At 60.5% G+C, this 25122-nt stretch carries 23 protein-coding genes; 9 read left to right on the forward strand and 14 right to left on the reverse strand.

The features are described from left to right. The first annotated feature begins 6 nt into the window (after window positions 1–6). On the forward strand, window positions 7–1236 hold the full coding sequence (locus K5K89_RS09730; protein WP_222541303.1) for a winged helix-turn-helix domain-containing protein: 1230 nt from the start codon (window positions 7–9) through the stop codon (window positions 1234–1236). A 102-nt stretch (window positions 1237–1338) separates the two neighbouring features. Here the strand turns inward: K5K89_RS09730 and K5K89_RS09735 are convergent, their stop codons facing one another. Next, complete coding sequence (locus K5K89_RS09735; RefSeq protein WP_222541304.1) at window positions 1339–2685, reverse strand: class II 3-deoxy-7-phosphoheptulonate synthase; 1347 nt, start codon at window positions 2683–2685, stop codon at window positions 1339–1341. A 124-nt stretch (window positions 2686–2809) separates the two neighbouring features. Between K5K89_RS09735 and K5K89_RS09740 the strand changes: the two genes are divergently transcribed. Then, window positions 2810–3565: a spermidine synthase gene (locus tag K5K89_RS09740; RefSeq protein WP_222541305.1), complete on the forward strand. Its 756-nt coding sequence runs from the start codon at window positions 2810–2812 to the stop codon at window positions 3563–3565. 1 nt (window position 3566) lies between these two features. Here K5K89_RS09740 and K5K89_RS09745 read toward each other — a convergent pair whose 3' ends face one another. Then, window positions 3567–4358, reverse strand: coding sequence for a crotonase/enoyl-CoA hydratase family protein (locus K5K89_RS09745; protein ID WP_222541306.1), 792 nt, complete (start codon window positions 4356–4358; stop codon window positions 3567–3569). Window positions 4359–4781: 423 nt separating this feature from the next. Here K5K89_RS09745 and K5K89_RS09750 point away from each other — a divergent pair, with 423 nt between their 5' ends. Continuing rightward, a complete protein-coding gene (locus K5K89_RS09750; RefSeq protein WP_058427958.1) occupies window positions 4782–6455 on the forward strand; it encodes a DEAD/DEAH box helicase in 1674 nt (557 codons plus the stop codon). 75 nt (window positions 6456–6530) lie between these two features. Here the strand turns inward: K5K89_RS09750 and K5K89_RS09755 are convergent, their stop codons facing one another. Continuing rightward, window positions 6531–7298 (reverse strand): DODA-type extradiol aromatic ring-opening family dioxygenase, encoded by a 768-nt coding sequence (locus tag K5K89_RS09755; protein WP_222541307.1) that lies wholly within the window; start codon window positions 7296–7298, stop codon window positions 6531–6533. 103 nt (window positions 7299–7401) lie between these two features. Here K5K89_RS09755 and K5K89_RS09760 point away from each other — a divergent pair, with 103 nt between their 5' ends. After that, window positions 7402–8058: a thiopurine S-methyltransferase gene (locus tag K5K89_RS09760; RefSeq protein ID WP_222541308.1), complete on the forward strand. Its 657-nt coding sequence runs from the start codon at window positions 7402–7404 to the stop codon at window positions 8056–8058. 141 nt (window positions 8059–8199) lie between these two features. Here K5K89_RS09760 and htpX read toward each other — a convergent pair whose 3' ends face one another. Both htpX and K5K89_RS09770 read right to left on the reverse strand, forming a co-directional pair. Next, a complete protein-coding gene (htpX, locus tag K5K89_RS09765; protein ID WP_058427954.1) occupies window positions 8200–9087 on the reverse strand; it encodes a protease HtpX in 888 nt (295 codons plus the stop codon). Between the two features lie 303 nt (window positions 9088–9390). Then, window positions 9391–10602, reverse strand: coding sequence for a pyridoxal phosphate-dependent aminotransferase (locus K5K89_RS09770; RefSeq protein WP_016978462.1), 1212 nt, complete (start codon window positions 10600–10602; stop codon window positions 9391–9393). A 202-nt stretch (window positions 10603–10804) separates the two neighbouring features. Here K5K89_RS09770 and msrB point away from each other — a divergent pair, with 202 nt between their 5' ends. From msrB to K5K89_RS09785, 3 genes are all read left to right on the forward strand, one after another. After that, window positions 10805–11197 (forward strand): peptide-methionine (R)-S-oxide reductase MsrB, encoded by a 393-nt coding sequence (gene msrB / locus K5K89_RS09775; RefSeq protein ID WP_071488511.1) that lies wholly within the window; start codon window positions 10805–10807, stop codon window positions 11195–11197. A 151-nt stretch (window positions 11198–11348) separates the two neighbouring features. Continuing rightward, window positions 11349–11834 carry a glutathione peroxidase gene (locus K5K89_RS09780; protein WP_222541309.1) on the forward strand — a complete coding sequence of 162 codons (486 nt, stop codon included), beginning with the start codon at window positions 11349–11351 and terminating at the stop codon, window positions 11832–11834. Beyond that, a complete protein-coding gene (locus K5K89_RS09785) occupies window positions 11831–12310 on the forward strand; it encodes a MarR family winged helix-turn-helix transcriptional regulator (RefSeq protein ID WP_071488509.1) in 480 nt (159 codons plus the stop codon). The genes K5K89_RS09780 and K5K89_RS09785 overlap by 4 nt, the downstream gene beginning before the upstream one ends. On the opposite strand, the gene K5K89_RS09790 is transcribed toward K5K89_RS09785, so the two are convergent. Beyond that, a complete protein-coding gene (locus tag K5K89_RS09790) occupies window positions 12264–14573 on the reverse strand; it encodes an ATP-binding protein (protein WP_222541310.1) in 2310 nt (769 codons plus the stop codon). The genes K5K89_RS09785 and K5K89_RS09790 overlap by 47 nt on opposite strands. A 163-nt stretch (window positions 14574–14736) precedes the next feature. On the opposite strand from K5K89_RS09790, the gene K5K89_RS09795 reads away from it, so the two are divergent. Together K5K89_RS09795 and K5K89_RS09800 are read left to right on the forward strand one after the other, a co-directional pair. Beyond that, window positions 14737–15627 (forward strand): ATP-binding protein, encoded by an 891-nt coding sequence (locus K5K89_RS09795; RefSeq protein WP_222541311.1) that lies wholly within the window; start codon window positions 14737–14739, stop codon window positions 15625–15627. Beyond that, window positions 15624–16106: a GAF domain-containing protein gene (locus K5K89_RS09800; RefSeq protein WP_071488506.1), complete on the forward strand. Its 483-nt coding sequence runs from the start codon at window positions 15624–15626 to the stop codon at window positions 16104–16106. The genes K5K89_RS09795 and K5K89_RS09800 overlap by 4 nt, the downstream gene beginning before the upstream one ends. Window positions 16107–16130: 24 nt before the next feature. On the opposite strand, the gene K5K89_RS09805 is transcribed toward K5K89_RS09800, so the two are convergent. From K5K89_RS09805 to K5K89_RS09840, 8 genes are all read right to left on the reverse strand, one after another. Continuing rightward, entirely contained in the window at window positions 16131–19766 is a 3636-nt protein-coding gene (locus K5K89_RS09805; RefSeq protein ID WP_071488505.1) for a transporter substrate-binding domain-containing protein, read from the reverse strand. A gap of 8 nt (window positions 19767–19774) precedes the next feature. Beyond that, window positions 19775–20401: a response regulator transcription factor gene (locus K5K89_RS09810; RefSeq protein ID WP_071488504.1), complete on the reverse strand. Its 627-nt coding sequence runs from the start codon at window positions 20399–20401 to the stop codon at window positions 19775–19777. Window positions 20402–20650: 249 nt separating this feature from the next. Continuing rightward, window positions 20651–21052 (reverse strand): response regulator, encoded by a 402-nt coding sequence (locus K5K89_RS09815; protein ID WP_071488503.1) that lies wholly within the window; start codon window positions 21050–21052, stop codon window positions 20651–20653. 173 nt (window positions 21053–21225) lie between these two features. Continuing rightward, a complete protein-coding gene (locus tag K5K89_RS09820; RefSeq protein WP_058427944.1) occupies window positions 21226–22557 on the reverse strand; it encodes a deoxyguanosinetriphosphate triphosphohydrolase in 1332 nt (443 codons plus the stop codon). 71 nt (window positions 22558–22628) lie between these two features. Then, window positions 22629–23792 carry an EAL domain-containing protein gene (locus tag K5K89_RS09825; protein ID WP_071488502.1) on the reverse strand — a complete coding sequence of 388 codons (1164 nt, stop codon included), beginning with the start codon at window positions 23790–23792 and terminating at the stop codon, window positions 22629–22631. A gap of 93 nt (window positions 23793–23885) precedes the next feature. Further along, window positions 23886–24227 (reverse strand): hypothetical protein, encoded by a 342-nt coding sequence (locus K5K89_RS09830; protein WP_058427942.1) that lies wholly within the window; start codon window positions 24225–24227, stop codon window positions 23886–23888. After that, window positions 24224–24607 carry a phage holin family protein gene (locus K5K89_RS09835; protein ID WP_012723020.1) on the reverse strand — a complete coding sequence of 128 codons (384 nt, stop codon included), beginning with the start codon at window positions 24605–24607 and terminating at the stop codon, window positions 24224–24226. The genes K5K89_RS09830 and K5K89_RS09835 overlap by 4 nt, the downstream gene beginning before the upstream one ends. 2 nt (window positions 24608–24609) lie before the next feature. After that, entirely contained in the window at window positions 24610–24924 is a 315-nt protein-coding gene (locus K5K89_RS09840; RefSeq protein ID WP_012723021.1) for a YqjD family protein, read from the reverse strand. Window positions 24925–25122 lie beyond the last annotated feature (198 nt).

Below are 25122 nucleotides of genomic sequence, written 5' to 3' on the forward strand. Positions count from 1 at the left end.
AAACCCATGCCCGCCGACCAGTCGTTTTCACTCAAGCAAGCTCGACGCATGGCGCTGGCGGCCCAGGGTTTTTCCGGGCGCCAGGCGCCTGCACTGATCAAGGCTGCGCACCTCAACCGTATGATCGAGCGCCTGGGCGTGTTGCAGATCGATTCGGTCAATGCGGTGGTGCGCTCCCATTACCTGCCGCTGTTTTCCCGTCTGGGTCACTATTCCCCGTTGTTGCTCGAGCAGGCTGCCTGGAGCCAGGGGCGGCGGCGCTCTCTGTTCGAATACTGGGGGCATGAGGCGTCGCTCCTGCCGATGGCATTGTTCCCGTTGATGCGCTGGCGCATGGAGCGGGCCAGGCAAGGGCAGGGCATTTATTCGCAGATGGCGCGTTTTGGGCGTGAGCAACAGGCCACGATTCAACGTGTACTGCACACGGTTGAGCAGCAGGGCGCGCTGGGTGCCGGCAGCTTGTCGACCCGCGAGGAACGCGCCGGCCCATGGTGGGACTGGAGCGACGAAAAGCACGCGTTGGAATGGCTGTTTGCTGCTGGTTTGGTCACAGTCGCCGGTCGGCGCGGGTTTGAGCGGCTCTATGATTTGCCGGAGCGGGTCATTCCCGGCGATATCCTTCAAACCACGGTGACCGAAGCCGAGGCCCAGCGTGGTTTGTTGCTGCACAGCGCCACCGCGTTGGGTGTCGGTACTGAAAAAGACCTGCGCGATTACTTCCGTCTCGACCCGGCCGACAGCCGCGATCGCCTCGCTGAACTGGTGGAGGACGGTCAACTGGTGACGTGCCAGGTACAAGGCTGGAAACAGGCGGCGTACTGCCTGCCCGATCCCAAAGTGCCGCGCAAAGTGCCGGCCAGCGCCTTGTTGTCGCCGTTTGATTCGCTGGTCTGGGAGCGCAGTCGCACCGAGCGGCTGTTCGACTTCCGTTACCGGCTGGAGATCTATACCCCGCAGGACAAGCGGGTGTACGGCTACTACGTGCTGCCGTTCCTGCACAACGAGCGGATCGCCGCGCGCGTCGACCTGCGCGCCGAACGCGCCAATGGGCGCCTGGCGGTGCATGCGGTGCACGAAGAAGAGCCGGGGTTGGATGAAGAAGGAATGCTGGCGTTGGCGCGGAACCTGCGGCAAATGGCCGACTGGCTGGGGCTGGAGCAGGTGCAACTCAATTGCCAAAGGCCGAGTGCCGAGCGGTTGCGGGCGGCGATGATCAGCATGGGGGTTGGTCTTTAGGGCCTCATCGGGGGCAAGCCCCCTCCCACATTTTGATCTGTGAATACATTCAAGTGTGGGAGGGGGCTTGCCCCCGATGAGGCCCTGAAGGCAACTGAAAACTCAGCGTTTGACCTGCTTCAATGTCTCGGCAATCAGAAACGCCAGTTCCAGTGACTGATCGGCATTCATCCGTGGGTCGCAGTGGGTGTGGTAGCGGTCCGACAAGCCATCCTCGGTGATCGGCCGCGCGCCGCCGATGCACTCGGTGACGTTCTGCCCGGTCATCTCGATGTGAATCCCGCCGGCATAGCTGCCTTCGGCCTGGTGCACCTGGAAGAACTCCTTCACCTCGCCGAGGATCTGCGCAAAGTCGCGGGTTTTGTAGCCGCTGCTGGCCTTGATGGTGTTGCCATGCATCGGGTCCGAGCTCCACAGCACCTGCTTGCCCTCGCGCTGCACCGCACGAATCAGGTGGGGCAGGTGATCGCCGACCTTGCCCGCGCCCATGCGCGCGATCAGGTTGAGGCGGCCGGGGTCGTTGTCCGGGTTGAGGATATCGATCAGGCGGATCAGGTCATCCGGGTTCATGCTCGGCCCGACCTTGACCCCGATCGGGTTGTTCACCCCGCGCAGGAACTCGACGTGAGCGCCGTCCAGTTGGCGAGTGCGATCGCCGATCCACAGCATATGGGCCGAGCAGTCGTAGTAGTCGTTGGTCAGGCTGTCACGGCGTACGAAGGCTTGTTCGTAGTTGAGCAGCAGCGCTTCGTGGGCGGTGAAGAAGCTGGTCTCGCGCAGTTGCGGCGAGCTGTCCATGCCGCAGGCGCGCATGAAGGCCAGGGTTTCGTCGATACGGTCGGCCAGTTGGCTGTATTTTTCAGCCAGCGCAGAGTTGGCGATAAAGTCCAGGTTCCACTTGTGCACCTGGTGCAGGTCGGCAAAACCGCCCTGGGCAAAGGCGCGCAGCAGGTTCAGGGTAGCGGTGGACTGGTGGTAGGACTGCAGCAGGCGGTCCGGGTCCGGCACGCGGCTTTTCTCGTCGAAACCGATGCCATTGACGATGTCGCCACGGTAGGCGGGCAGGGTGACACCGTCGATGGTTTCATCGTTGGCCGAGCGCGGCTTGGCGAACTGGCCCGCCATGCGCCCGACCTTGACCACCGGGCAGCCGGCGGCAAAGGTCATCACGATAGCCATTTGCAGCAGCACTTTGAACGTGTCGCGGATTTTCGCGGCGGAGAACTCGGCAAAACTCTCGGCGCAATCGCCGCCTTGCAGCAGGAACGCGCGGCCCTGGGTCACCTCGGCAAACTGGCGGCGTAACTCGCGGGCTTCACCGGCAAACACCAGTGGCGGGTAGCTGGCCAGGTTCTGCTCCACTTGCAGCAAGTGTGCAGCGTCCGGGTACCGGGGTTGTTGCTGGATCGGCAGGGCGCGCCAGCTGTCGGGGCTCCAGGGGTGGCTCATCATGAACTCGATTGGCTGATTGACGGTGGGGCGCCAATGTTATCAGCAATTAGTGCGTGACCTGTTGCCGCCGGTTGGCCGACAATCGCGCCTTTGCCGTGCAGCAAACCCGTTAGGAGTTGTGATGACCGAGGAGCGTGTCGAGCGCCTGCTCGCCGAAGTCCATGATGAATTCGGCATGATCCGTGTGCTCGAAGTGGCCGATTACCGTTTTCTCGAGTTTGGCGATGCCATCGAGCAGAGCTGCGTGTTCACCGCTGACCCGAGCTGGCTGGAGTATGACTACACCCGTGCGATGCTGATCGGTGCGTTGTGTCATGAACAGCCGGAGAGCGCGCTGTTCCTTGGCCTGGGGGCCGGGACGTTGACCCAGGCGTGCCTCAGGTTCCTGCCGCTGGAAGATGTGGAAGCCATCGAGTTGCGCCCCGAGGTGCCGCGCCTGGCCATCGAATACCTGGGGCTGGATGACGACCCGCGGTTGTATATCCGCATTGGTGATGCCCTCCAATTGCTGGAAAGCGCCGAATCGGCAGACTTGATCTTCGTGGACCTCTATACGGACGTCGGTCCCGGCGTCGGGCACCTGGCCTGGACCTTTCTGGAAAACTGCCAGAAGAAACTCAACCCCGGCGGCTGGCTGGTGATCAACCAATGGGCCACCGATGACGGCAAACCCTTGGGCGCGGCATTGTTGCGCGGGTTGTATCACCGGCATTACTGGGAACTGCCGGTGAAGGAGGGCAATGTGATTCTGTTGGTGCCTTCGGAGCTGGATCAGGTGCTGGACCTGGAGTCGCTGTCCGCTCGCGCCGACGCCTTGGCTCCGCAGTTGGGTTATTCGCTGCAGTCGCTGATCAAGGCGATTCGCCCGGCGACCTGAGCTAGATGCCTTTGAATATGCCTGGCCGCTTCTCAATCATTGCCCGCACACCTTCCTTGGCATCCTCACTGTTGAGCAATTTGTCCACCATCGGCGGCAACGCCTCAGCCGCCACGGCTTCGCCTTCCATGCGCGCCAGCCGTGCCGACATCAACGTGGCCTGCACGCCCAGCGGTGCCTGGCGCGCAATGCGGTTGGCCAGTTCGACGGCGCGGGGCAGCAAGTCCTCGCTGGCCATCACTTCCTGCACCAGGCCCAGGCGCAGGGCTTCATGGGCATCGAATTCGTCGCCGGTGAGCAGCCAGCGCATCGCGTTGCCCCAGCCGGCGATCTGATGAAGGCGCAGCGTCGCGCCGCCGAACGGAAAGATCCCGCGCTGCACTTCCATCTGCGCAAAGCGCGTGTTGCTCGCGCACAAGTTGATATCGGCGGCCAGCATCAATTCGATACCGATGGTCAGACAGTAGCCCTGGGCTGCGACGATCACCGGTTTGCTCACGCGCGGGCCGGCAAATACGCCCCACGGATCACAACCGCCCAGAGGCGGCTGCCAGCCGCCGGCCATTACGCCGCTGACATTGGCCAGGTCCAGCCCGGCGGTAAAGTGGTCGCCATGGGCAAACACCACCGCCACCCGAGCGTCATCATTTCGATCAAATTCGCCATACGCCAGGCTCAGCTCATTGAGCAGGTCGAGGTCGAACGCGTTGCGTTTGGCCACCCGGTCCAGACCCAAAAGCAAGACATGACCCTGGAGTTCACGGCTGACGCGGCTGCTGCTGGCTTGATTCATCGGGTGTGCCCTCGGGCGCGGGGAAAGGTTTCGGACCAAAGGGCCGCAACGCTCAGGTGAACCGTTTAAGCGTTATGACCAGCAGGGCCGGGCCTCTGGAAAATAGACCCTGCCGGCGTTATCTGCAAAGACTGTGACATAGCGCGGTTTATCGGCACATGGCGATAAAAAAAGCTCCCTTTTTCAGCTATTTCCGGTATAGTGCGCGCCGGCCTTTAACCGGGCCGCGTTTAGGTAGCGCAATTCCCCGAAGTCAGCTTCGGCTGCACGTCCGCACAGCGGACTCTCCCTTGACGAATCTTTTTCATTCATTCGTTTTCGCAAATCCCCGCCGACAAAGCAGCCAGGGCGACTCTTGAGTCTCAACACGGCATGCGCAGCTTTGGAGCATGGGTCTTTGCGGATGCACTTAGAGGCAGACCCATGACCCAGGAAACCGGCGGCTTCGCCGCTTTTAATCTTAACCCGAATATTCTTGCAGCCGTCGCAGCGACCGGCTACGAAGAGCCTTCGGCGATTCAGCAGCAATCGATCCCGATCATCATGGCCGGCCAGGACATGATTGGCCAGGCGCAAACCGGTACCGGTAAAACCGCCGCGTTCGCCCTGCCTATCCTGCACTGCATCGATCCTGCCAAGCGCGAACCGCAAGCCCTGATCCTGGCGCCAACTCGTGAGTTGGCGCTGCAAGTAGCAACCGCTTTTGAAACCTACGCCAAGCAAATGCCAGGCGTAACCGTTGTGGCCGTTTACGGCGGCGCGCCTATGGGCCCGCAACTCAAGGCAATCCGCAATGGCGCACAGATCGTTGTCGCCACCCCGGGCCGCCTGTGTGACCACCTGCGTCGTGACGAGAAAGTCCTGTCGACCGTGAACCACCTGGTTCTGGACGAAGCTGACGAAATGTTGAAGCTGGGCTTCATGGATGACCTGGAAGTCATCTTCAAGGCACTGCCACCAACCCGTCAGACCGTACTGTTCTCGGCCACCCTGCCACAGTCGATCCGTGCCATTGCCGAACGCCACCTGCGCGATCCGCAACACGTGAAGATCCAGACCAAGACCCAGACCGTTACCGCGATCGAACAGGCTCACCTGTTGGTTCACGCTGACCAGAAGACCTCGGCTGTATTGAGCCTGCTGGAAGTCGAAGACTTCGACGCCCTGATCATGTTCGTGCGCACCAAGCAAGCGACCCTGGACTTGGCCAGTGCACTGGAAGCCAAAGGCTACAAAGCCGCTGCGCTGAACGGTGACATCGCCCAGAACCAGCGTGAGCGCGTGATCGACTCCCTCAAGGATGGCCGCCTGGACATCGTTGTAGCGACCGACGTTGCTGCGCGTGGCCTAGACGTTCCACGTATCACCCACGTGTTCAACGTTGACATGCCGTACGACCCGGAGTCCTACGTGCACCGTATCGGCCGTACCGGCCGTGCCGGTCGCGAAGGTCGTGCACTGCTGCTGGTGACGCCGCGTGAGCGCCGCATGCTGCAAGTGATCGAGCGTGTGACCGGTCAGAAAGTCGCTGAAGTGCGCCTGCCGGATGCCCAGGCAGTCCTGGATGCCCGCATCAAGAAACTGACCAACAGCCTGGCACCACTGGTGGCTGACGCTGAATCGACCCACGGCGACCTGCTGGACCGCCTGACCGCCGACATCGGTTGCACCCCGCGTGCCCTGGCTGCAGCCCTGCTGCGCAAGGCAACCAACGGTCAAGCCCTGACCCTGGCGGCCATCGAGAAAGAACGTCCACTGGTGCCGAACAGCGCGCCGCGCGGTGATCGTCCGGAGCGTTCCGGCGACCGTCCAGACCGTGGTGATCGTGAGCGTCGCGCTCCGGTTCCATTGGCTGAAGGCCGTGCGCGTTGCCGTACCGCGCTGGGCGCGCGTGATGGCATCGCTGCCAAGAACCTGCTGGGCGCTATCCTCAATGAGGGTGGCCTGGCACGTGAAGCCATCGGTCGCATCCAGGTCCGTGACAGCTTCTCCCTGGTGGAGCTGCCGGAAGACGGTCTGGAAAAACTGCTGACCAAGCTCAAAGACACTCGCGTTGCCGGTAAGCAGCTCAAACTGCGTCGCTACCGCGAAGATTGATCCGCCCCTGGGCTGATTGATCGCACATAAAAAATCCCCGACTGGTTCGGGGATTTTTTTTGCCTGAAATTTACTTTAGCCGAAGCGGTAGATGTCCATCCCCAGCGCGCCCATGGTGAATCCCTGGTGCGCCACGCTGAATTCGCCACCGGCGCCACGGGCAAAGTACAGGGGCAGCAAGTGTTCATCACTGGGGTGGCTACGCACGGCATTCGGTGCCTGGCGGCGATAGTCGTGCAGCGCGGTTTCATCGTTGGCTGCCAGCTTGTCCACCATCCAGTCCCGGAAATTCCGCGCCCATGGCTCGATGCTCTCCGGGCCTGCATGCCAGTCCAACTCGCCCAGGTTGTGGGTGATGCTGCCAGAGCCGATCAACAACACACCTTGCTCACGCAGGCCCGCAAGGGCATGTCCGACACGGGTCTGCAGGGCTGGACCCATGCGACTCGGCAAAGACACCTGCACCACCGGGATATCCGCCGCCGGGTACATCAGCGACAGCGGGACCCAGGTGCCGTGGTCAAAGGGGCGACGGTCATCGATGCGCGCATTCAGGCCATCGGCGTGCAGCAGCTCGACAATCTTGCCGGCCAGTTGCGGGTCGCCCGGGGCCGGGTACTGCACGGCAAACAGCTCGCGGGGGAAGCCGCCGAAGTCATGCCAGGTTTCCGGCGCGGCGCTGCCGCTGACCAGAAGTTCAGGGCTTTCCCAGTGCGCCGACACCATCACGATCGCCTTCGGTCGGGGCAGCTCGGCCGCTAGCTGTTGCAGCGCCGGGCCGCTGGCGCCGGGTTGCAGGGCGAGCATGGGCGAACCGTGGGAGATAAACAGGCTGGGCAACATAAGTAGGGTCCTGAGCGTTAGTATGGGCCCATCTTCAACCAGGTCATTGATCTAAATCTAATATAAGTTTTAGTGCCTTTTGATCGAATTTTCAGGGTGATGTATGGAGCCTAAATTTTGGCAAGACCGCTGGGCAAGCAACCAGATCGGCTTTCACCAACCCAAGGTCAATCCGTATCTACAACGACATTGGCCGCAACTGGGCCTGGCCGAGGGCGCGCAGGTGTTGGTGCCCTTGTGTGGCAAAAGCCTGGACTTGATGTGGCTGGCCAGCCAGGGGCTGCGAGTATTCGGTGTGGAGCTGTCGGAGCAGGCGGTCGAGGCGTTTTTCGACGAACAGGACCTTGTGCCCCGTATCACGCAACGGGGCACCTTTGCGGTGTATCAGGCGGGCTTGATCGAGGTGTGGTGTGGCGACTTCTTCACCCTTGATGCTGAGGCGCTGGCCGATTGCGCTGCGCTTTATGACCGCGCCGCCCTCATCGCCTTGCCGCCGCTGATGCGTGTGCGGTATGCCGAGCATCTGAACAGTCTGTTGCGTCCAGGTTGCGAGGGGCTGTTGATCACCCTCGATTACGACCAGACGCAAAAAGCCGGACCACCATTTGCAGTAACGGATGACGAGGTGAAGGTGTTGCTGGGTGCGCACTGGGCCTTGGAGGTGCTGGAAGAACAAGACATCCTGGGCGAGAGCTGGAAGTTCGTGCAGGACGGCGTCACGCGGCTGGATGAACGGGTGTATCAGTTGACCAGGCGCTGAATTTTCCATCGCTATCGGGGGCAAGCCCCCTCCCACATTTTGATCTGTGAAAACCTTTAAGTGTGGGAGGGGGCTTGCCCCCGATGAGGCCTTCAGACCTGCAAAAAAGGGCGATCAGATCGCCCTTTTTTGTGTTGCCTGTCAGCCCCGACGACGCAACGCGTCGATCCGCTCTTCCAGCGGAGGGTGGCTCATGAACAGGCGAGCCATGCCCTGCTTGATACCGCCGTTGATGCCGAAGGCGGTCAGGCTGTCCGGCATATGCACCGGCAGGCCTTGTTCGGAACGCAGGTGTTGCAGCGCTGCGATCATTGCCCCGGTACCGGCCAGGCGTGCACCGGCTTCGTCTGCACGGAACTCCCGTTTGCGCGAAAACCACATGGTGATTGCACTGGCCAGGAAACCCAGCACCAGCTCGGCAAAGATGGTCGCCACGAAGTAGGCAATGCCGCGGCCGCCTTCGTTCTTGAAGATCACCTTGTCGACAAAGTTGCCGATGATCCGCGCGAAGAACATCACGAAGGTGTTCACCACACCCTGGACCAGCGCCAGGGTGACCATGTCGCCATTGGCTACGTGGCCGATTTCGTGGGCCAGCACGGCTTTCACTTCGTCGTAGGAGAAGCGTTCCAGCATGCCCTGGCTGACTGCAACGAGTGCGTCGTTCTTGTTCCAGCCGGTGGCAAAGGCGTTGGCTTCATAGGCCGGGAAGATCCCGACTTCAGGCATCTTGATGCCGGCCTCGCGGGACAACTCCTCGACGGTCTGCAGCAACCATTGCTCATGCCGGGTACGTGGCTGGGTGATGACCTGGGTGCTGGTGCTCATCTTCGCCATCCACTTGGAGATGAACAGCGAGAACAGCGAGCCGGCAAAACCAAAGACCGCACAGAAAACCAGCAGCTGATTGAGGTTCAGGTCAACCCCGTTGGCCGCCATGAACCCGTTGAAGCCGAAAAGGCTCAAGGTGATGCTGGCAATCAGCACGACCGCAAGGTTAGTGGCCAAGAACAGCAGGATGCGCATCATGGTTGTAGAGTTCTCCTCATGCTTAATATGTCGCGTACTGCGGGGTATATAAGGTGCCGCATAGGGTGATTCAACCGAGCGACTATTTCAAACTGTGTCCTACAGCCGGAATGTAGAGGTTTGAAGGGAATTTCCGATGCGGAAAAGGTCGTTTGATCGGTTCATCGTTGCTTTGGAGCCCTTTGATTTAGGGGGCGAGTGGTTTTTGCGGCGTCGGTGAAATGGCAGGGCAGGGGAGAGGAAGAGAAGTGTTGCCAGATACTCGCCGTACGACCGATTGTCGGTCGTACGGCGCCGTTTCCCTTACTGGCGATAGGACTTGAGGAAGTTGCCGATACGACCGATGGCCATGTCCAGGTCATCCACACGCGGCAACGTCACCACGCGGAAGTGGTCCGGCCACGGCCAGTTGAACGCGGTGCCTTGCACCACCAGCAGTTTTTCCGACAGCAACAGGTCGAGCACGAACTTTTCGTCGTTGAGGATCGGGCATACCTTTGGGTCGATCCGCGGGAACGCGTACAACGCCCCCATGGGTTTCACGCAACTGACGCCCGGGATTGCATTGAGCAGCTCCCAGGTACGGTTGCGCTGCTCCAGCAGGCGGCCTTGGGGCAATACCAGATCATTGATGCTCTGGTAGCCGCCCAGGGCGGTCTGGATGGCGTGCTGGCTCGGCACGTTGGCACACAGGCGCATATTGGCCAGCATATCGATGCCTTCGATATAACTCTGGGCGTTGTGCTTGGGACCGGAGATGGCGATCCAGCCGGAACGGAAACCCGCCACGCGGTAAGACTTGGACAGGCCGTTGAAGGTCAGGCACAGCAGGTCTGGCGCCAGGGAGGCGGTGCACACGTGCACGGCGTCATCGTAGAGGATCTTGTCGTAGATCTCGTCGGAGAACACCACCAGGTTGTGCTGGCGTGCCAGTTCGAGCATGCCCAGCAGCACTTCCTTGGAATACACGGCGCCGGTCGGGTTGTTCGGGTTGATGATCACCAGGGCCTTGGTGTTCGGGGTGATCTTGGCCTTGATGTCGGCCAGGTCCGGGAACCAGTCGGCGCCTTCGTCACACAGGTAGTGCACCGGGTGGCCACCGGCCAGGGTCACGGCGGCGGTCCACAATGGGTAGTCCGGCGCCGGTACCAGTACTTCGTCGCCATTGTTGAGCAGGGCCTGCATGGACATCACGATCAGCTCGGACACGCCATTGCCCAGGTAGATGTCTTCGATGCCGACACCTTCGACCTGCTTCTGCTGGTAGTACTGCATCACGGCCTTGCGCGCACTGAACAGGCCTTTGGAGTCGCTGTAGCCCTGGGCGGTGGGCAGGTTGCGGATCACGTCCTGGAGGATTTCGTCCGGCGCTTCGAAACCAAAGGGCGCCGGGTTGCCAATGTTCAGCTTGAGGATGCGATGGCCTTCCTCTTCCAGGCGTTTGGCGTGCTTGAGCACTGGGCCGCGAATGTCGTAGCAGACGTTGGCGAGCTTGTTCGATTTGCTGACCTGCATGGCGATGTGATCCTGAAAATGAACGATCCAGACGGTGTGGGCACTACCGTACTGTGAATCCTGCGAAGGCCGCACCCATAAATACGTTTGAATGCCGGTAGCGCGGGTGCCAGACTGGCGTTTTGAAGAGGCGCAATCATACGTGCCGCCTGATCCATGGAAAAGACACAGATCAGGCTTTTTCAGTTGCCGAGGTGTACCGATGGAAAAGTTGGATAAAACGCTGGAGGAATGGCGGGAGATGCTCGACCCCGCGCAATATCAGGTCTGTCGACTGAAGGGCACTGAGCGCCCGTTCTCCGGCAAGTACAACGCCACCACCACGGATGGCGTGTACCACTGCATTTGCTGCAACGAACCGCTGTTCGATTCCAGCACCAAGTTCGATGCGGGCTGTGGCTGGCCTAGCTTCTACGAGCCGATTGCCGAGAGCGCGATGATCGAGATCCGCGACGTCAGCCACGGCATGATCCGCACCGAAGTCACCTGCGCCAAATGCGATGCGCACCTGGGGCATGTGTTCCCGGACGGCCCGCCGCCGACCGGCTTGCGTTACTGCATCAACTCGGTGTGCCTGGACCTCGTTCCGCGTTGAATTGAACGGCGCGGCACCCTGCAGGAGCCCGGCAAGACGGGCTCCTGCAAGGGAGGGGTAATAGCGAGGTATCAATTTCGCCAATTAAATTGCACGCAATTTAATTGGCGACTATCTTTTTCCTTTTTTCCCCGCTATTCGAGGCACTGCCATGAGCAACAACCTGCTGAGTATTCCTTGCACCACCATCAAGGGTGAGCAAAAGACCTTGGCCGATTTCGCCGGCAAGGCCATCCTCGTGGTCAACACCGCCAGCAAGTGCGGCTTCACCCCGCAGTACAAAGGCCTGGAGCAACTCTGGCAGCAGTACAAGGACCAGGGTTTGGTGGTATTGGGTTTTCCTTGCAACCAGTTCGGCAAGCAAGAGCCCGGTGACGAAGGCGCGATTTCCGAATTCTGCGAGCTGAATTTTGGTGTCAGCTTCCCGCTGTTCAAAAAGATCGACGTGAATGGCAGCGACGCCCACCCTTTGTTCGTACAGCTGAAAAAGCAGGCACCGGGTCTGCTGGGTTCCAAGGGGATCAAGTGGAACTTCACCAAGTTCCTGATCGGTCGTGACGGCCAGGTGATCAAGCGTTTTGCCCCGACCACCAAGCCCCAGGACCTCACCCAAGAGATCGAAGCCCTGCTCAAATGACTGTCTCCCTGGCGCTCGACCATCAACTGTGTTTCAAGCTCTACGCAGCTTCCCGGGCGGTGACCCGAGCCTACAAGCCGATGCTGGATCAACTGGGCCTGACCTACCCGCAGTACCTGGTGATGCTGGTGCTATGGGAGTGGCATGCCACGACGCCGGCGCTACCCACGGTCAAGGCCTTGGGCGAGCGCCTGATGCTCGACTCTGGCACGCTCACGCCGCTGCTCAAGCGCCTCGAGCAGCTCGGCTGGGTCAGGCGTCAACGCAGCGCCAGGGATGAGCGCGAAGTGCACCTGAGCCTGAGCGAAAGCGGTGTGCAATTGCGCGACCAGGCCCATGGCCTGAAAACCCGGCTGCTGTGCGACAGCGGCATCGACCTGAACCAGGCCGACACGTTGCGCGATGGCCTGGACCAGTTGCTCCGGCAGATCAAAGACTTGTCGCCTTCGGCACCCATAGATCCAGCAAGCCGCTGAGCTCCTCGCGGCGAAATGGCTTGGCCAGGTAGTCATTCATGCCTGCAGCCCGGCAACGCTCGCGTTCTTCCGACAGGGCGTTGGCGGTCAGTGCGACGATCGGCAGGTCCGGCCAGCGCCCGCTGCGACGGATCTGTCGGCTGGCCTCGTAACCATCCATCACTGGCATGTTGCAGTCCATCAGCACCATGTCGAAGGGTTGTTCCTCAAGAAACCTGAGTGCTTCGCCACCGTGGGCGGCCACGATCACCTCACACCCCAGTTTGCTGAGCATGCCCTTGGCCACCAGTTGGTTGACCGGGTTGTCCTCCACCAGCAGGATGCGCGCCCGGTGCATCAGGGGCGCGGCGTCCATCTGGATCGGGTCGAGGATCAGTTGCGCATCGCTGCGCAGGTTGCGTTGCAGGATCTGATACAGCGCGTTGCGGCTCAATGGGCGCGCCTGTTGCTGCAACGGCGCCAGTGCCGCGACTTCTTCGCTGGGCATGAAATTGCCATAGGCGGTCACCAGCAGGATCGGCGCGCTAATGGCGGGGCGCAGGCGGAACAGGCATTCGGGGCAGTCGGTGATCAGCAGGTCCGGGGCTTGTCCGCTCAAGTCATCGTCTTGCGTGTAGCAGTGCGGTGTCAGCCCCCAGTGGGGCAGCAGGGTGGTGAGCAACTCTGTGAGGCCACTGCCGGCACTGGTAATGGCGATGACTTCCCCCTTGAGCGGTGTCGGTTGCACCGCAGGCAAATGGGTCGGCAATGGCAGGTCGGCACAGAACTGGCTGCCGAAGCCCACCTCCGAGCTGATGCTCAAGCGGCCCTGCATCGCTTCACACAGGTTGTGCGTCAACGCCAGGCCCAGGCCCGTGCCGCCAAACTGACGGGTGATGCCGGCGCCGGCCTGGGTGAAGGGTTGGAAGATCTTCACCTGAGCTTCCTGCGCAATGCCGATGCCGGTATCACACACCTCGATGCGTACCCGGCCCTCCTGCGCGCTGAGGCGAACATCCACACGGCCGAAGCGGGTGAATTTCAAGGCGTTGGACAGCAGGTTACTGACGATTTGCCGCACGCGGGTCGGGTCGCCCAAGACCTGGGCGGGAAACTGCGGGTCGATCAGGCAGGTCAGTTCGACGCTCGGCGCCGCGTTCTGCGACAACAGGTTGGCGGTGTCTTCCACCAGTGAGCCCAAATCGAACGGGATGCGCTCCAGCTCCAACTGGCCGGCGTCGAACTTGGACAGGTCGAGGATATCGTTGAGCAGCTCCACCAGCACTTTGCCAGAGTCATGGGCAATGGACAGTTGCTGGCGTTGCTCGGCGTTGAGTGGGCTGTCCAGCGATAGCGCGATCATCCCCAGCAGGCCATTGAGCGGGGTGCGAATCTCATGGCTCATGTTGGCCAGGAAGGCCGCCCGCGCCTGGGCCATGCCCAGTGCATGCATCTTTGCGGCTTCCAGTTCATCGTTGGACTGGCTCAGTCGCTGGTTGCTGGCCTTGAGCTCCAGGGTGCGGGCGGAGACGATATCTTCCAGTTGCCCCAGGTACTCGGTCAGCCGATCTTCAGCGTGACGGCGTTGCTGGATCTCTGTCTCCATGTTTTCGAACTGCTGGTTGGCGACATTCACCAGCACGCCGATTTCGTCGTGCTCGTGGCCCGGTGGGCAGTCCAGGCGGGCCTGCCGGCGATTGCTCAGCTCGCGGATAATGCGCACCAGAGGCTGGGTCAACATCACGTAGAACAAGCCCAGCAGGATGCCGGTCAGCAACAGGCTGCGGGCGAAGCCGTTGAGTAGCGTGATCTCGGCACGGCGCAGAAAGCGGCTGCCGAAGGCGTAGGTATCCACATCCAGGCGCAGCACCCCAAGGGATTCGTTGGGCATGTGGCTGAGGAACAGGCGGTCCTCAAACTGACGGTTGGCACCGAACAGGAAGTCGCTGATAGGGCGGTAGGTGCTTTCTTTGCGCGGTCGGTCGACATCGGCCAGCACCACGCCGTTGTTGTCGATCAACTGGGCGTGAACGATGGCGGGGGAGTGCAAAAGGCCCAGGGTCAGTTCCTGGGCCAGTTCGGCGTCGATGTTGTAGGCGATGCGTGACGCGGGGTTGTGACTGATTTCGATCAACGAGCGAATTTCACGGTTGATGGATGCGTCTTCGCTGGCATAATCAATACCGATCTGGATCAGGCTGAGCAAGGTTCCCAAGACGAAACCGACCAGCACAGTCAATCTGGCTTGTTTATAAGACAAGCGGTGGGCGAACTTGATATCCATCGAGTGTTGAACCACTTCACGTTTCCCTTCGCCCGGCAAGCATAGCTGAACATCCACAAGCTCTGGCTTACCCGGCATGAATCGTTTTTTACGCAGCTTCGTGCGGTCTGCCGCAGGGTTGCCAATACGCCATCTTTTGCAAGAACTTGCCAGAGGAATAATCGTGGACTCTCGATTGAATGCCTTTCTTGAACGGGCTGAAACCGTGCTCGCCCGCCTGGAGCCATTGTTGCCCGCGCCGCGCCAGGCCATCGATTGGAGCCAGTGCCTGGCGGCACGCTGGCAGCGTGAAGGCCGCAGTGGTTTCCTGTTGCCGCTGGACGTGAGCCTGGACATGCGCCTGTCCGACCTGATTGGCGTGGACAAGCAACGTGAAACACTGGCGCGCAATACCCAGCAATTCATCGATGGCCTGCCCGCCAACCATGCACTGCTGTGGGGTTCGCGCGGCACGGGTAAATCGTCCATGGTGCGCGCGTTGCTGGCCCAGCATGCCAAGGCGGGCCTGCGCCTGATCGAAATCGAGCGTGATCATCTCGCTGATCTGCCGCGCGTGGTCGAGCAACTGATCAAGTTGCCGCAGCGCTTTATCCTGTTCTGTGATGACCTGTCGTTCGAGGCCGGCGAAGGCGATTACCGCGTGCTGAAAAGCGTGCTGGACGGCTCCCTCGAACAGGCTCCGGAAAACGTACTGCTGTACGCGACCTCCAACCGCCGTCACCTGGTCCCGGAGAACCAAAGCGACAATGACAACTGGAAACGCGTGGATGGCGAGCTGCACCCCAGCGAAGCGGTGGAAGACAAAATTGCCTTGTCCGACCGTTTTGGCCTGTGGCTGTCGTTCTATCCGTTTACCCAGGAGCATTTCCTGGATGTGGTGGAGCACTGGATCGGCGAGCTGGCGAGCAAGGCCGGTTTGCAATGGCAGCGCGATGAAGCCCTCGACATCCTCGCCGTGCGCTGGGCGACCGGACGCGGCAACCGCAACGGCCGTTGCGCGTACCAATTTGCCCGTTACTGGGTAGGCCTTAAATTGTTGGAGCTTCAACCATGATCAATCTACACAGCGCTGGCACCGGCCTGGATGGCTATGCGATGCTCTGCGCGCAACTGGAGTCGCTGCTGGCCGATGAGCGCGACTTCATCGCCAACAGTGCGCAGTTTTCTGCGTTTCTGTTCAATCAACTGGACGACTTGAACTGGGCCGGCTTCTATCTCAACCGCAACGAAGAACTGGTGCTCGGACCGTTCCAGGGCCAGATTGCCTGTGTGCGCATTCCCTTCGGTCGCGGGGTCTGCGGGACGGCGGCCGTAACGCGGCAAACCCAGCGGGTGGAGGATGTGCATGCGTTTCCCGGGCACATTGCCTGCGACAGCGCATCGAACAGTGAGCTGGTGGTGCCTTTGGTCAAGGACGGCAAGCTGGTTGGCGTTCTTGACCTCGACAGCCCGTCGCTTGCACGCTTTACGCTCCAGGACCAGGCGGGCATTGAACAGCTGGCGGCGATTTTCCTGCGTCTGACCGACTGCTGATCACGCAAGGGGCAGCAATGCCCCTTATTGACTCTCTGGGCTGTGGAGCTGCACCTGCAGCAACCTCTCCAGTTCCAGCATAGATTTTTCCAGGGTTTTCGCACCCGCCTCGATTAACGTCCAGTCATCGCCACGGGCACACGCCTGTTCGAGGGCTTCACACTGCCCGGCCAATGAGGCCGCCTGAACAATACGGGCGGCACCCTTGATCTTGTGGGCCTGCTCGATGATCTCCTGGAGTGGGGCGTGTGCGGTTATCAGTGCGGTCAGTGCCTGGCGATCGTTCCGGCTGCTGCTCAACAGCTCCTCCAGCAGTCGCCCATTCAACTGTGGGTCGCCGCCGGTCAAGGCCTCGAAGTTGCCAAGGTCCAGGTGCAACTCCACTGTTTGAGGGGCGATCTGCGCCAGTTGCCGCTCCAGAGTCGTGAGGCTGATGGGTTTGAACAGGCAATCGTTCATACCGGCCTGAGCACAGCGTTGTTTCTCTTCAGGCTGTGCATTGGCGGTAAACCCAAGCACCACGCACGGTGGCAGTTGCTCGCGCTGTTCGTATTCGCGGATCGAACGACTCAACTCGTAGCCATTCATGATGGGCATGTTGCAGTCGGCGATGACCAGGTCGAAGCGTTCCTGGCGCCAGGCCTGGAAACCGGCTGCGCCATTCTGGGCTGCCGTGAACTGGTGGCCCAGGTAGCCCAGTTGCTGGCACATCAGCAAGCGGTTGGCGGGATGGTCGTCCACCACCAGCACATTGAGTACCGGCGTGGTTGCGGGCTTCTCGGGTTTCTGTTCATCGGCTGCCTGTTCCGGCAGCAGTCGCGGCATTCGCAGGTTGACATGCACCTGGGTGCCCACCATGGGCACGCTGCTCAGGCTCAGTTCTCCACCCATCATTGCGCACAGGCTGCGGCAGATCACCAACCCCAGGCCCGCGCCGCTCCTGGCGAGCTGCCCGGAATTGTCGGCCTGGGCAAAGGGTTCGAACAGGCGTTTCTGATCATCGCGGCTGATACCTATCCCGGTATCTTCCACCACCAGCTTCATCTCGACCTGTTGCACCAGCTTGGTGGGCAATACTTCAACGCGGATTTTTACCTGGCCACGTTCGGTGAACTTGATGGCATTGCTGATCAGGTTCGACAGCACCTGCTTGAAGCGCAGCGGGTCGATCAGGACTTCGGTGTCGTCCTGGTCGGGCTTGAACTCTAGGGACAGGCTGAGGGTTTTCTGGCGCGCCAGCCCGTCGAAGACACGCACCACCGACTCGATCACCTCGCGCAGGTTGACCCGTTCCGGCGCCAGGCTCAGGCGGCCGGATTCGATACGTGCGATGTCCAGGATATCGCCGATCAGCTCCAGCAGGTCCTTGGCCGAGTTATAGGCAACTTCGATGGCCGGGCGATCCAGGTGGCCATGGTCGGCGCGTTTGAGGGTCAGCTCCAGCATGCCGATCACCGCGTTCATCGGCGTGCGTATTTCATGGCTCATGGTAGCGAGGAACGTGCTCTTGGCCCGATTGGCTTCGTCGGCGCGCTCTTTGGCCGCGCGGATCTCATCGAACAATTGGCGGCGCTCGCTGATGTCAATCCAGCCACCGATGATTCCCTGCACCTCCCCGGTAGAGTCGCGGTAGGGCAGGATCCAGTGATAGATCGTCAGTTTCTTCCCGCGAATATGCAGGGTGCGGTCCAGGATCAGCGGGTTGCCTTCGGCCATTACCCGCTGGTAGTCGGCATGGTACTGCTCCGCGTCCGTCTCGAGGGCTTTGCTCATCTGCAGGGCACTTTTGCCGATCACGTCCTCACGCTTGACCTCGAACACTTGCAGGTAGCTGTCGTTGCATGTCTGTAGCAGGCCTTTACGGTCACGCACGTAGATCGGGTGCGGGGTTTCGTTGACCAGCGCGCGCATGAATTCGAACTGATCGTTGAGGGCACGTTCAGCCATCTTGCGGTGCTTGATCTGACGGCGCATGTAGGCGTTCCAGGCCAGGGAGATCAACAGCAGCAGCCCGGTGCCGATGATGATACGGGCTATCAGCTGGTGGTAGTTGCGCCAATAGCTGTCGGAGGCGGCAGTGTAGCCCCGCCAGCGGCTGTTGATCACCCCCAGTTCATCCGGAGCGATGCTCAACAAGGCCTTGTCGAGAATCGAGCTGAGTTCGGTGGCACTGCGCGATGTGGCCAGGGCAAACATGGCTGGGAAGGTGCCGATGCTCGTACTCATCTGCAGCTTGTCCTGGAACACCTGGGACGACAGGAAGTAGTTGGCGACTACCAGGGAGTTCACCGCGCCTTCCACGTGACCCTGGGCCAACAGTTCCGAAGCCTTGAAGGTGTCGCTGGCTTTGACCAGTTGGACCTGGGGAAAGTCGCGACGAAGGATAGCCTCCAGAGGGTTGCCTGGCGTGATTGCCAGGCGTTTGCCGGCCATCTGCTCCAGGTTCAAGGGTGCATTGGGTTCTTTGCGTGTCAGCAGGACATAGGAGTTTTCCAGGTAGGGCCGGCTGAAGTTCAGTTGCGCCTCCCGCTCGGCGCTGGGCACGATGGCACCAATGATATCGGCCTTGCCGGCATCTACCTGTTCAATCATTTCGTTGACGTCGCGTTCGCGCCGGATCTCGAAGCGCAGCCCGGTACGCAGGCGGACCAATTCCAGCAGGTCGGCGGTGATGCCGCGGAAGTTGCCATCGGCATCGAAAAAGGTCAGTGGTGCGAAGGTTTCATTCACCACCACCTTGACCACCGGATGGTCTTTCAACCAGCGCTCCTCGCGTTGGGTCAGTTGCAGCTTCTGATCGGACAGCAAGATGTCGCTGCCGGCGCTCCAGCGCTTGGCGATCATTTCCCGTTCGTTCATGGGCACGGTGGCCAGAACCGCGTCAACAATACTCAAGAGGGTGCGCTGATGTTGGGGCATGGCAAAGCTGAACCCGTAGGCTTCGTGTTTACCGAAGTTGGCCATGCGGATGTTCTTCAGGTAGCCCTTGTTGATCATGTAATGGGTGGAAATGGTATCGCCGAGGAACACGTCAGCCTGGTCGAACGCCACTGCATTCAGGGCATTTTGATAAGAGGGGTAGGCGCGGATGATCGCCTGGGGGTACAGCTTTTCCACTTCCGCCAAGGGCAGGTAGTGGTAGACCAGGGCCAGACGCATGCCGGCCAGGCCATCGTTCAGGCTGCGGGTTTCACCTTCGCGGGTGACCAGCACCGGTTGGTCGACGGCATAGGGTTCGGACAGCGTGAGGTTGGGGTTCGCCGCCTCGAAGCCGTTGGAGGAGCCCAGTAAATCGATATCCCCGGTTTCAAGCGCACGGATGGCCGCCTCACGGGAAGGGTAACGCAATACCTTCACTGGCAAGGCCAGCGCCTTGGCCAATAGGCCGGCGTAATCAGCGGTCAGTCCTTCGTAGTCGCGACCACTGGACGTGAGGTCGAACGGAGGATAGTCAGGGGCCGCAGTGCCCAGCACCAGTTCGCGCTTGTTTTGCAGCCATTGGCGTTGGGTCTTGTTAAGGTTGGTTTCCAGTTGAACAGAGCCTGCACGGCTCAACAAGGTGAAATGTTCCGGGCCCGGTTGATGGTTCGCGAGCACGGCGGTACTGAAGCACAAACCGGCACTCAATATAATCAGATAGTCCTTTATACGCCTGGGCATCCGCTTTCTCACACTAGCGCGTTTCGTTTTGCCATCTCGATAAGTTCTACCAAGGATTTGGCTTGAAGTTTTTGCATCAGCCTCTTTTTGTAAGTGCTTACTGTTTTGTTGCTCAGGAACATACCTTTTGCAATTTCCTTATTGGTGCGGCCTTGTGCAAAAAGTTGCAATACCATAAGTTCGCGGTCGTTGACGTTTTTGAACAGTTCAAGCTCCTGGGACTCGACGCCGTCTGCACCATTGGCGTTCAGTGCCTGGCTGGGGAAGTAGTTGTAGCCGGACAACACCGCGCGGATGGCGCTCAGCAATTCACTCAGGTCGCCTTCCTTGCACACGTAGCCGTCGGCGCCCGAGCGCATGCAGCGGGTGGCGAACAGGGTGGGGGACTGGGCCGTCAGGATGAGGGTTTTCATCGGTGTGTTCATTGCGTTGAATCGGCAGAGCACCTCGAGCCCGTCCAGTTTGGGAATGCTGATGTCGAGGATGATGAGGTCGGGCAGGCATTCGCGGACCATTTGTATGGCGTCGCATCCGTTGTCCGTTTCTCCCACCACTTTGTAGCCCTCATGTTCCAACAACATTCGGATTGCAAGCCGTATAACCGGGTGGTCATCGATAATAAAAACTGAGTTCATGATCACATTCCGTGCAAGAGCAAATAAAGCGGGCACATTAGCTCAGAAGCGGAGGCGGGAGCATGAGCACAGAGGGGTGTAGATATAAAACAGGAAAATTCCTACATTAAAAAAGGTAAAAGCCTACCAGCTGCTCGGGCTATGTGAAGTGATGTGCCAGCGCTTGGGAGATAAATGAATTAAATGTCGCCGCTATGGAGTTAACTGGCCCGGTGCAGTGCTTTTTCTTTGAGACTGATGTTTAAAATCCTACATGTGTAACCGAAGTAATGGGCAGATCAAACGTGCCAACTCATCTTTGTTCAGCGGCTTTGACAAATAGCCGAGCAATGGCAGGCCACGGTCCACCGCTTGGGCTATCAGGGTGGCGAGTTCTGTCGTGGGCAATCCGCTCAGAAGGATGGCGGTTGTGGTAAAGCGTCGGCGACTGGCAATTTCAATCAGTTCGAGCCCCGGCAGGTCGGGCAGGCACTGGTCGCACAGGATGATGTCGAAAGGCACCTCGGCCTGCGACATCAAACAGATTGCCTGTTCGGCGCTTTCGGCGGGGGTCACCCGTGCGAAGCCGAAGCTTCTGAGCAGGCACTGGGTGGCGAGGAGTTGAAACGGATGATCCTCCACCAGCAGGATACGAAGCGGATAACTGGGCATTGGGGGGGCACACGGTGAGTCAAGCGTCGATGGAGGGCGCGTAGGAACTGTTCGCCTGGGTCGCCCGGAGCGTGCGTGATTATTCAGCAGGTGCTTGTGCGAATTCGATCAGGCCGCTCTGTTCCCTTCGTAGGTCGATTCCTCTCGGGTAACAGGCGGCTTGATCGTACTCGTCATTGGGGGCTGGAGCGCCCGGTCATTTCCCGGGCCATTTCGGTGGCATAGCTGTCGGTCATGCCGGCGATGAAGTCGATCATGCGCAGGAACGAGGCGTGCAAAGGCCATTGGGGGTTTGGCGCGTTGTTACCCAGCAGGTCGAGAATGCGCCGATTCTTGAACGACGGCGTACGCCCGCCATGCTGCTCCAGGGCTGCACCGCAAAAGGCGTTCAGCAGAATTTCCAAGGTGGTGTAGGCGCCGATTTCATGCAATGTCTTGCGCTTGTCCTGGAAGATCTTCTTGCGCGCCATGTCCTTGGCGTCCAGCACGCAACGCTTGGCCGGGCCGTGCATGTGCTCCACCAGGTCGCCGGGCAGGGTACCGGCGAGCAAGGCATCCTGTTGTTCGACAAAGGCCCGCGCGGCCGCGTTGGTCAGGTGTTCGATAGCCTTGCCCCGCAGGATCGCCAACTTGCGCCGCCGGGAGTCCTGCGCGCCGAGTTGGCGATAGGTCTGCGGCAGGTCATCGCCTACCAGGTCTAGCAGCAGCGACTCGACCTCGGTGTACTCCAGCAACTCCATTTCCAGGCCGTCTTCCAGGTCGATCAAGGCGTAGCAGATGTCATCTGCTGCCTCCATCAGATACACCAGCGGATGCCGGGCCCAGCGCTGTTCTTCGAGTTGCGGCAGGCCGAGCTTGTGGGCGATCTGCTCGAGGATCGGCAATTCGCTCTGGTAACAGCCGAACTTGTGTTTTTTATAGCCCAGGGAGTCGGCGTGGCGGGCGGTCCAAGGGTATTTCAGGTAAGTGCCCAGGGTGGCGTAGGTCAACCGCGTGCCGCCGTCGAACTGGTGATATTCAAGCTGGGTGAGCACGCGGAAACCTTGGGCGTTGCCTTCGAAATTGAGGAAGTCATTACGCTCGGCGCTGCTCATGTCATCCAGCCAGCCGCGGCCTGCGGCCTGCTGGAACCAATGGCGGATGGCGTCTTCGCCGGAGTGCCCGAACGGCGGGTTGCCGATGTCATGGGCCAGGCAGGCCGATTGCACCACCATGCCCAGGTCGCTCGGGTCGCACCAGTCGGGCAGGGCGCTGCGCAACGTTTCGCCGACGCGCATGCCCAGGGAGCGGCCTACGCAGCTCACCTCCAGGGAATGGGTCAGGCGGGTGTGAATGTGGTCGTTGCTCGAGACCGGGTGCACTTGGGTCTTGCGGCCCAGGCGGCGAAATGCGCCAGAGAAGATAATACGGTCATGGTCTTTGTGGAACGGGCTACGGCCCAGTTCTTCCGGGCTGTGCAGCGGTTTGCCTAGACGTTCGCGAGTCAGCAGGGTGGGCCAATCCAAGGCGGGTACTCTCCGTGCGGTGAATGACCCTCCCAGCTTCCCGGTTCAGCGCGGGCTGGGCAAGCGAAAATCTACAGCCCGGCCGCGTCGATATCGATTAACAGCAAACGCTGACCGTTATCAAAGAACTGTCCGGCGGTGAGGCAATACTGGTTGGTGGTCGCGTCGCGGTAGGTCGAGGAGAGGGTCAGACGACGCTCGTCCCACCCTTCGGCCAACAGGTGATAGAAATACGGGCGCCACGACCAGTTATGGCCCAGATAAAGGCTGTCGGCCTGCCAGGCGTCCTGGCGCCATTCGAAATTGGGCGTCAGCTGAGTGCCGTGTCGGTCGCATTGGTAGAAGCGCAGCAGCCAGGGGAACGCAGGCAGTTGGGGCAATTGGCTCAGCGGCGCCTGTGCCTGGGCCCAGGTTTGCAGGATTTTCATCAGCTCTGCCAATTGCTGGCGCAATTGCATGATGCGCCCGCGTTCCGCCAGTTTTTGCTGAACGTAGGCGGTGCGCAACTCTGCAAAACGCGGCACGAAGGCGTCGGCGGCAAACCAGTCCAACTGTGCCTGGGCAAACAGATAGCCCTGCACATAACGCGAGCCGCACTCCAGGGCGAAGCTCAACTGTGCTTCGGTTTCCACGCCTTCGGCAATGATCCAGCAGCCGGTTTTCTCGGCCATCTGTGCCAGCGCCCGCACCACTTCGCTGCTCGGCCCGCCGCGGGCCGCTTCCTGAAACAGGCGCATGTCCAGCTTGAGAATGTCTGGTTGCAATGCCAGCACCCGGTCGAGCTGGGAATAGCCGGCGCCGAAGTCATCGATGGCGATACGCGCACCGGCCTCGCGGTAACGCGCGACCACGTCAGCCAGGCGCTGGATGTCGCCACCCAGTTCGGTGATCTCGAACACGATCCGTCGCGGGTCGACACCATGGCTGTGAATCTGTTTCAGGCTCGGCAGGGCTTGGCCCGGGCGCAGGCGGTTGATCCAGCGCGGCGAGATGTTCAGGCTCAGGAACCAGTCGGCGGGTGCTTCATGCAAGCGGCTCAGGGCATTGTCGCGAATCTGCCGGTCGAGACGGCGCAAGGTCACGCCTGGGGTGCGCGGGTCGGCGAACAGCGGCCCCACCGATTGCAGGCGCCCGTCGGCCTGGCGCAGGCGGCCGAGGGCCTCGACACCGGCGATGCGGCCGGTGGCGGTATCGATAAACGGCTGGAAGCAGGCGAGCGGTTGCCCGTCGATCACGGGGCCTCCTTAAGCGAGGTGGCTGAAAAAAGGCCCGGCCCTCGAAAACGAGGGCCGGGCCGATTCTGTTAGCAAGAATGCAGCCAGCCAGGCTCAACTTTTGCGCGAAGTGCCCTGCATGGCCAATTTGATCAGCGGGATCAACCCGGCACCGAGACGCACCAGGCGTGTCAGGCTGCTGATACCGCCGCCCTTGGCGCCTTTGCCGGTGAAAAAGCCCATCAGCGTCACCGCAGCCACGCCCCACAGCGGCGCGTGCTTGATGCCCAGGCTGTCCTGCCAGTGACTGCCCAGGTTGCGCACCTTGTTCAACGGCAGCATCAGTTGCTGGGACTCGTGGCGGATTTCCTGACGGTGCATTTCCATGCGCAGCCGGATCAGCGCTTTGCGCATTTCCCGCCGTGACGTGTTTTTTGGCATTTCAGTCAGGCTCATGGCAGCAGACGCTCCCGGTCATTGGCCAGCTCTTCGAGGGTGGCGTGGAATGGCGTGGATTCATCGAACACCGCCGCTTTCAAGCGCACCCCGCAAAAGGCTGCGGCAAGACTGTAGAACACGCAGAGGCAGATGATTCCGGTCAGGCGGTAGCCGGTGTCCCAGACCAGGATCATCACCAGTGTCGACAACCCCACCAGCAACAGCAGTGCAAACACCAGCGCCAGGCCGGCAAACAGCAGAAGGCTGACGGTGCGGGCTTTCTGTTCCTGCAATTCGATGCCGAACAACTCGACGTGGCTGTGCAGCAAGCCCAGCACGGCTGCGCCCAGGCGCCTTGAAGTCGTCCCCGTGGACGAGCCGGTTTCGCCGATAGACATGATTAGCGCCTTGTGGCCAGCAGGCCGATCAGAAAGCCCACGCCGGCGGCAATGCCCACCGACTGCCAAGGGTTGGCTTGCACGTAATCTTCAGTCGCGGTGACCGCCGCCTGGCCGCGTTCGCGCAGCGAGTCTTCAGTCTGCTTGAGGGTTTCGCGGGCCTGGAGCAGGGTATCGTGGATCTTGGCCCGTAGCTCATCAGCCTGGTCACCGGCGAGCACCTTGGTGTCGTCCAGCAACCTTTCGGTATCAGTCACCAGGGTTTGAAAATCCGCCATCAATATTTCTTGAGCAGTCTTTGCAGTTCTTCTGGCCATGGTTATCTCCGTGATGGGCTGTTTTGTACTTAGTGGTTTCGAGTCACCGGCGTCGGTGAAGGTTCAGTGCAATTGTGTGGTACAGCTTTTGCTTTGCCTTGGTGCGCAGGCCCCGGGGCCTGCGCTGAATCCGGGCGGTCGGGCAGGAAGCCTTGAAAAACCTTACCCTAAATAACTGAAACTCGCGGAAAAACCCTG

Origin of the sequence: Pseudomonas sp. DR208 (genome assembly GCF_019823005.1) — a bacterium.
Lineage (GTDB): Bacteria > Pseudomonadota > Gammaproteobacteria > Pseudomonadales > Pseudomonadaceae > Aquipseudomonas > Aquipseudomonas extremorientalis.

Bases quoted from the DNA above. Each gene is read 5' to 3' on its own strand.
- K5K89_RS09760 (WP_222541308.1), top strand. From the start codon at position 7,402: ATGGAGCCTAAATTTTGGCAAGACCGCTGGGCAAGCAACCAGATCGGC.
- htpX (WP_058427954.1), bottom strand. From the start codon at position 9,087: ATGATGCGCATCCTGCTGTTCTTGGCCACTAACCTTGCGGTCGTGCTG.
- K5K89_RS09750 (WP_058427958.1), top strand. From the start codon at position 4,782: ATGACCCAGGAAACCGGCGGCTTCGCCGCTTTTAATCTTAACCCGAAT.
- K5K89_RS09835 (WP_012723020.1), bottom strand. From the start codon at position 24,607: ATGTCTATCGGCGAAACCGGCTCGTCCACGGGGACGACTTCAAGGCGC.
- K5K89_RS09740 (WP_222541305.1), top strand. From the start codon at position 2,810: ATGACCGAGGAGCGTGTCGAGCGCCTGCTCGCCGAAGTCCATGATGAA.
- msrB (WP_071488511.1), top strand. From the start codon at position 10,805: ATGGAAAAGTTGGATAAAACGCTGGAGGAATGGCGGGAGATGCTCGAC.
- K5K89_RS09735 (WP_222541304.1), bottom strand. From the start codon at position 2,685: ATGAGCCACCCCTGGAGCCCCGACAGCTGGCGCGCCCTGCCGATCCAG.
- K5K89_RS09805 (WP_071488505.1), bottom strand. From the start codon at position 19,766: ATGCCCAGGCGTATAAAGGACTATCTGATTATATTGAGTGCCGGTTTG.
- K5K89_RS09745 (WP_222541306.1), bottom strand. From the start codon at position 4,358: ATGAATCAAGCCAGCAGCAGCCGCGTCAGCCGTGAACTCCAGGGTCAT.
- K5K89_RS09830 (WP_058427942.1), bottom strand. From the start codon at position 24,227: ATGAGCCTGACTGAAATGCCAAAAAACACGTCACGGCGGGAAATGCGC.
- K5K89_RS09780 (WP_222541309.1), top strand. From the start codon at position 11,349: ATGAGCAACAACCTGCTGAGTATTCCTTGCACCACCATCAAGGGTGAG.
- K5K89_RS09790 (WP_222541310.1), bottom strand. From the start codon at position 14,573: ATGGATATCAAGTTCGCCCACCGCTTGTCTTATAAACAAGCCAGATTG.
- K5K89_RS09785 (WP_071488509.1), top strand. From the start codon at position 11,831: ATGACTGTCTCCCTGGCGCTCGACCATCAACTGTGTTTCAAGCTCTAC.
- K5K89_RS09840 (WP_012723021.1), bottom strand. From the start codon at position 24,924: ATGGCCAGAAGAACTGCAAAGACTGCTCAAGAAATATTGATGGCGGAT.
- K5K89_RS09810 (WP_071488504.1), bottom strand. From the start codon at position 20,401: ATGAACTCAGTTTTTATTATCGATGACCACCCGGTTATACGGCTTGCA.
- K5K89_RS09800 (WP_071488506.1), top strand. From the start codon at position 15,624: ATGATCAATCTACACAGCGCTGGCACCGGCCTGGATGGCTATGCGATG.
- K5K89_RS09730 (WP_222541303.1), top strand. From the start codon at position 7: ATGCCCGCCGACCAGTCGTTTTCACTCAAGCAAGCTCGACGCATGGCG.
- K5K89_RS09770 (WP_016978462.1), bottom strand. From the start codon at position 10,602: ATGCAGGTCAGCAAATCGAACAAGCTCGCCAACGTCTGCTACGACATT.
- K5K89_RS09755 (WP_222541307.1), bottom strand. From the start codon at position 7,298: ATGTTGCCCAGCCTGTTTATCTCCCACGGTTCGCCCATGCTCGCCCTG.
- K5K89_RS09815 (WP_071488503.1), bottom strand. From the start codon at position 21,052: ATGCCCAGTTATCCGCTTCGTATCCTGCTGGTGGAGGATCATCCGTTT.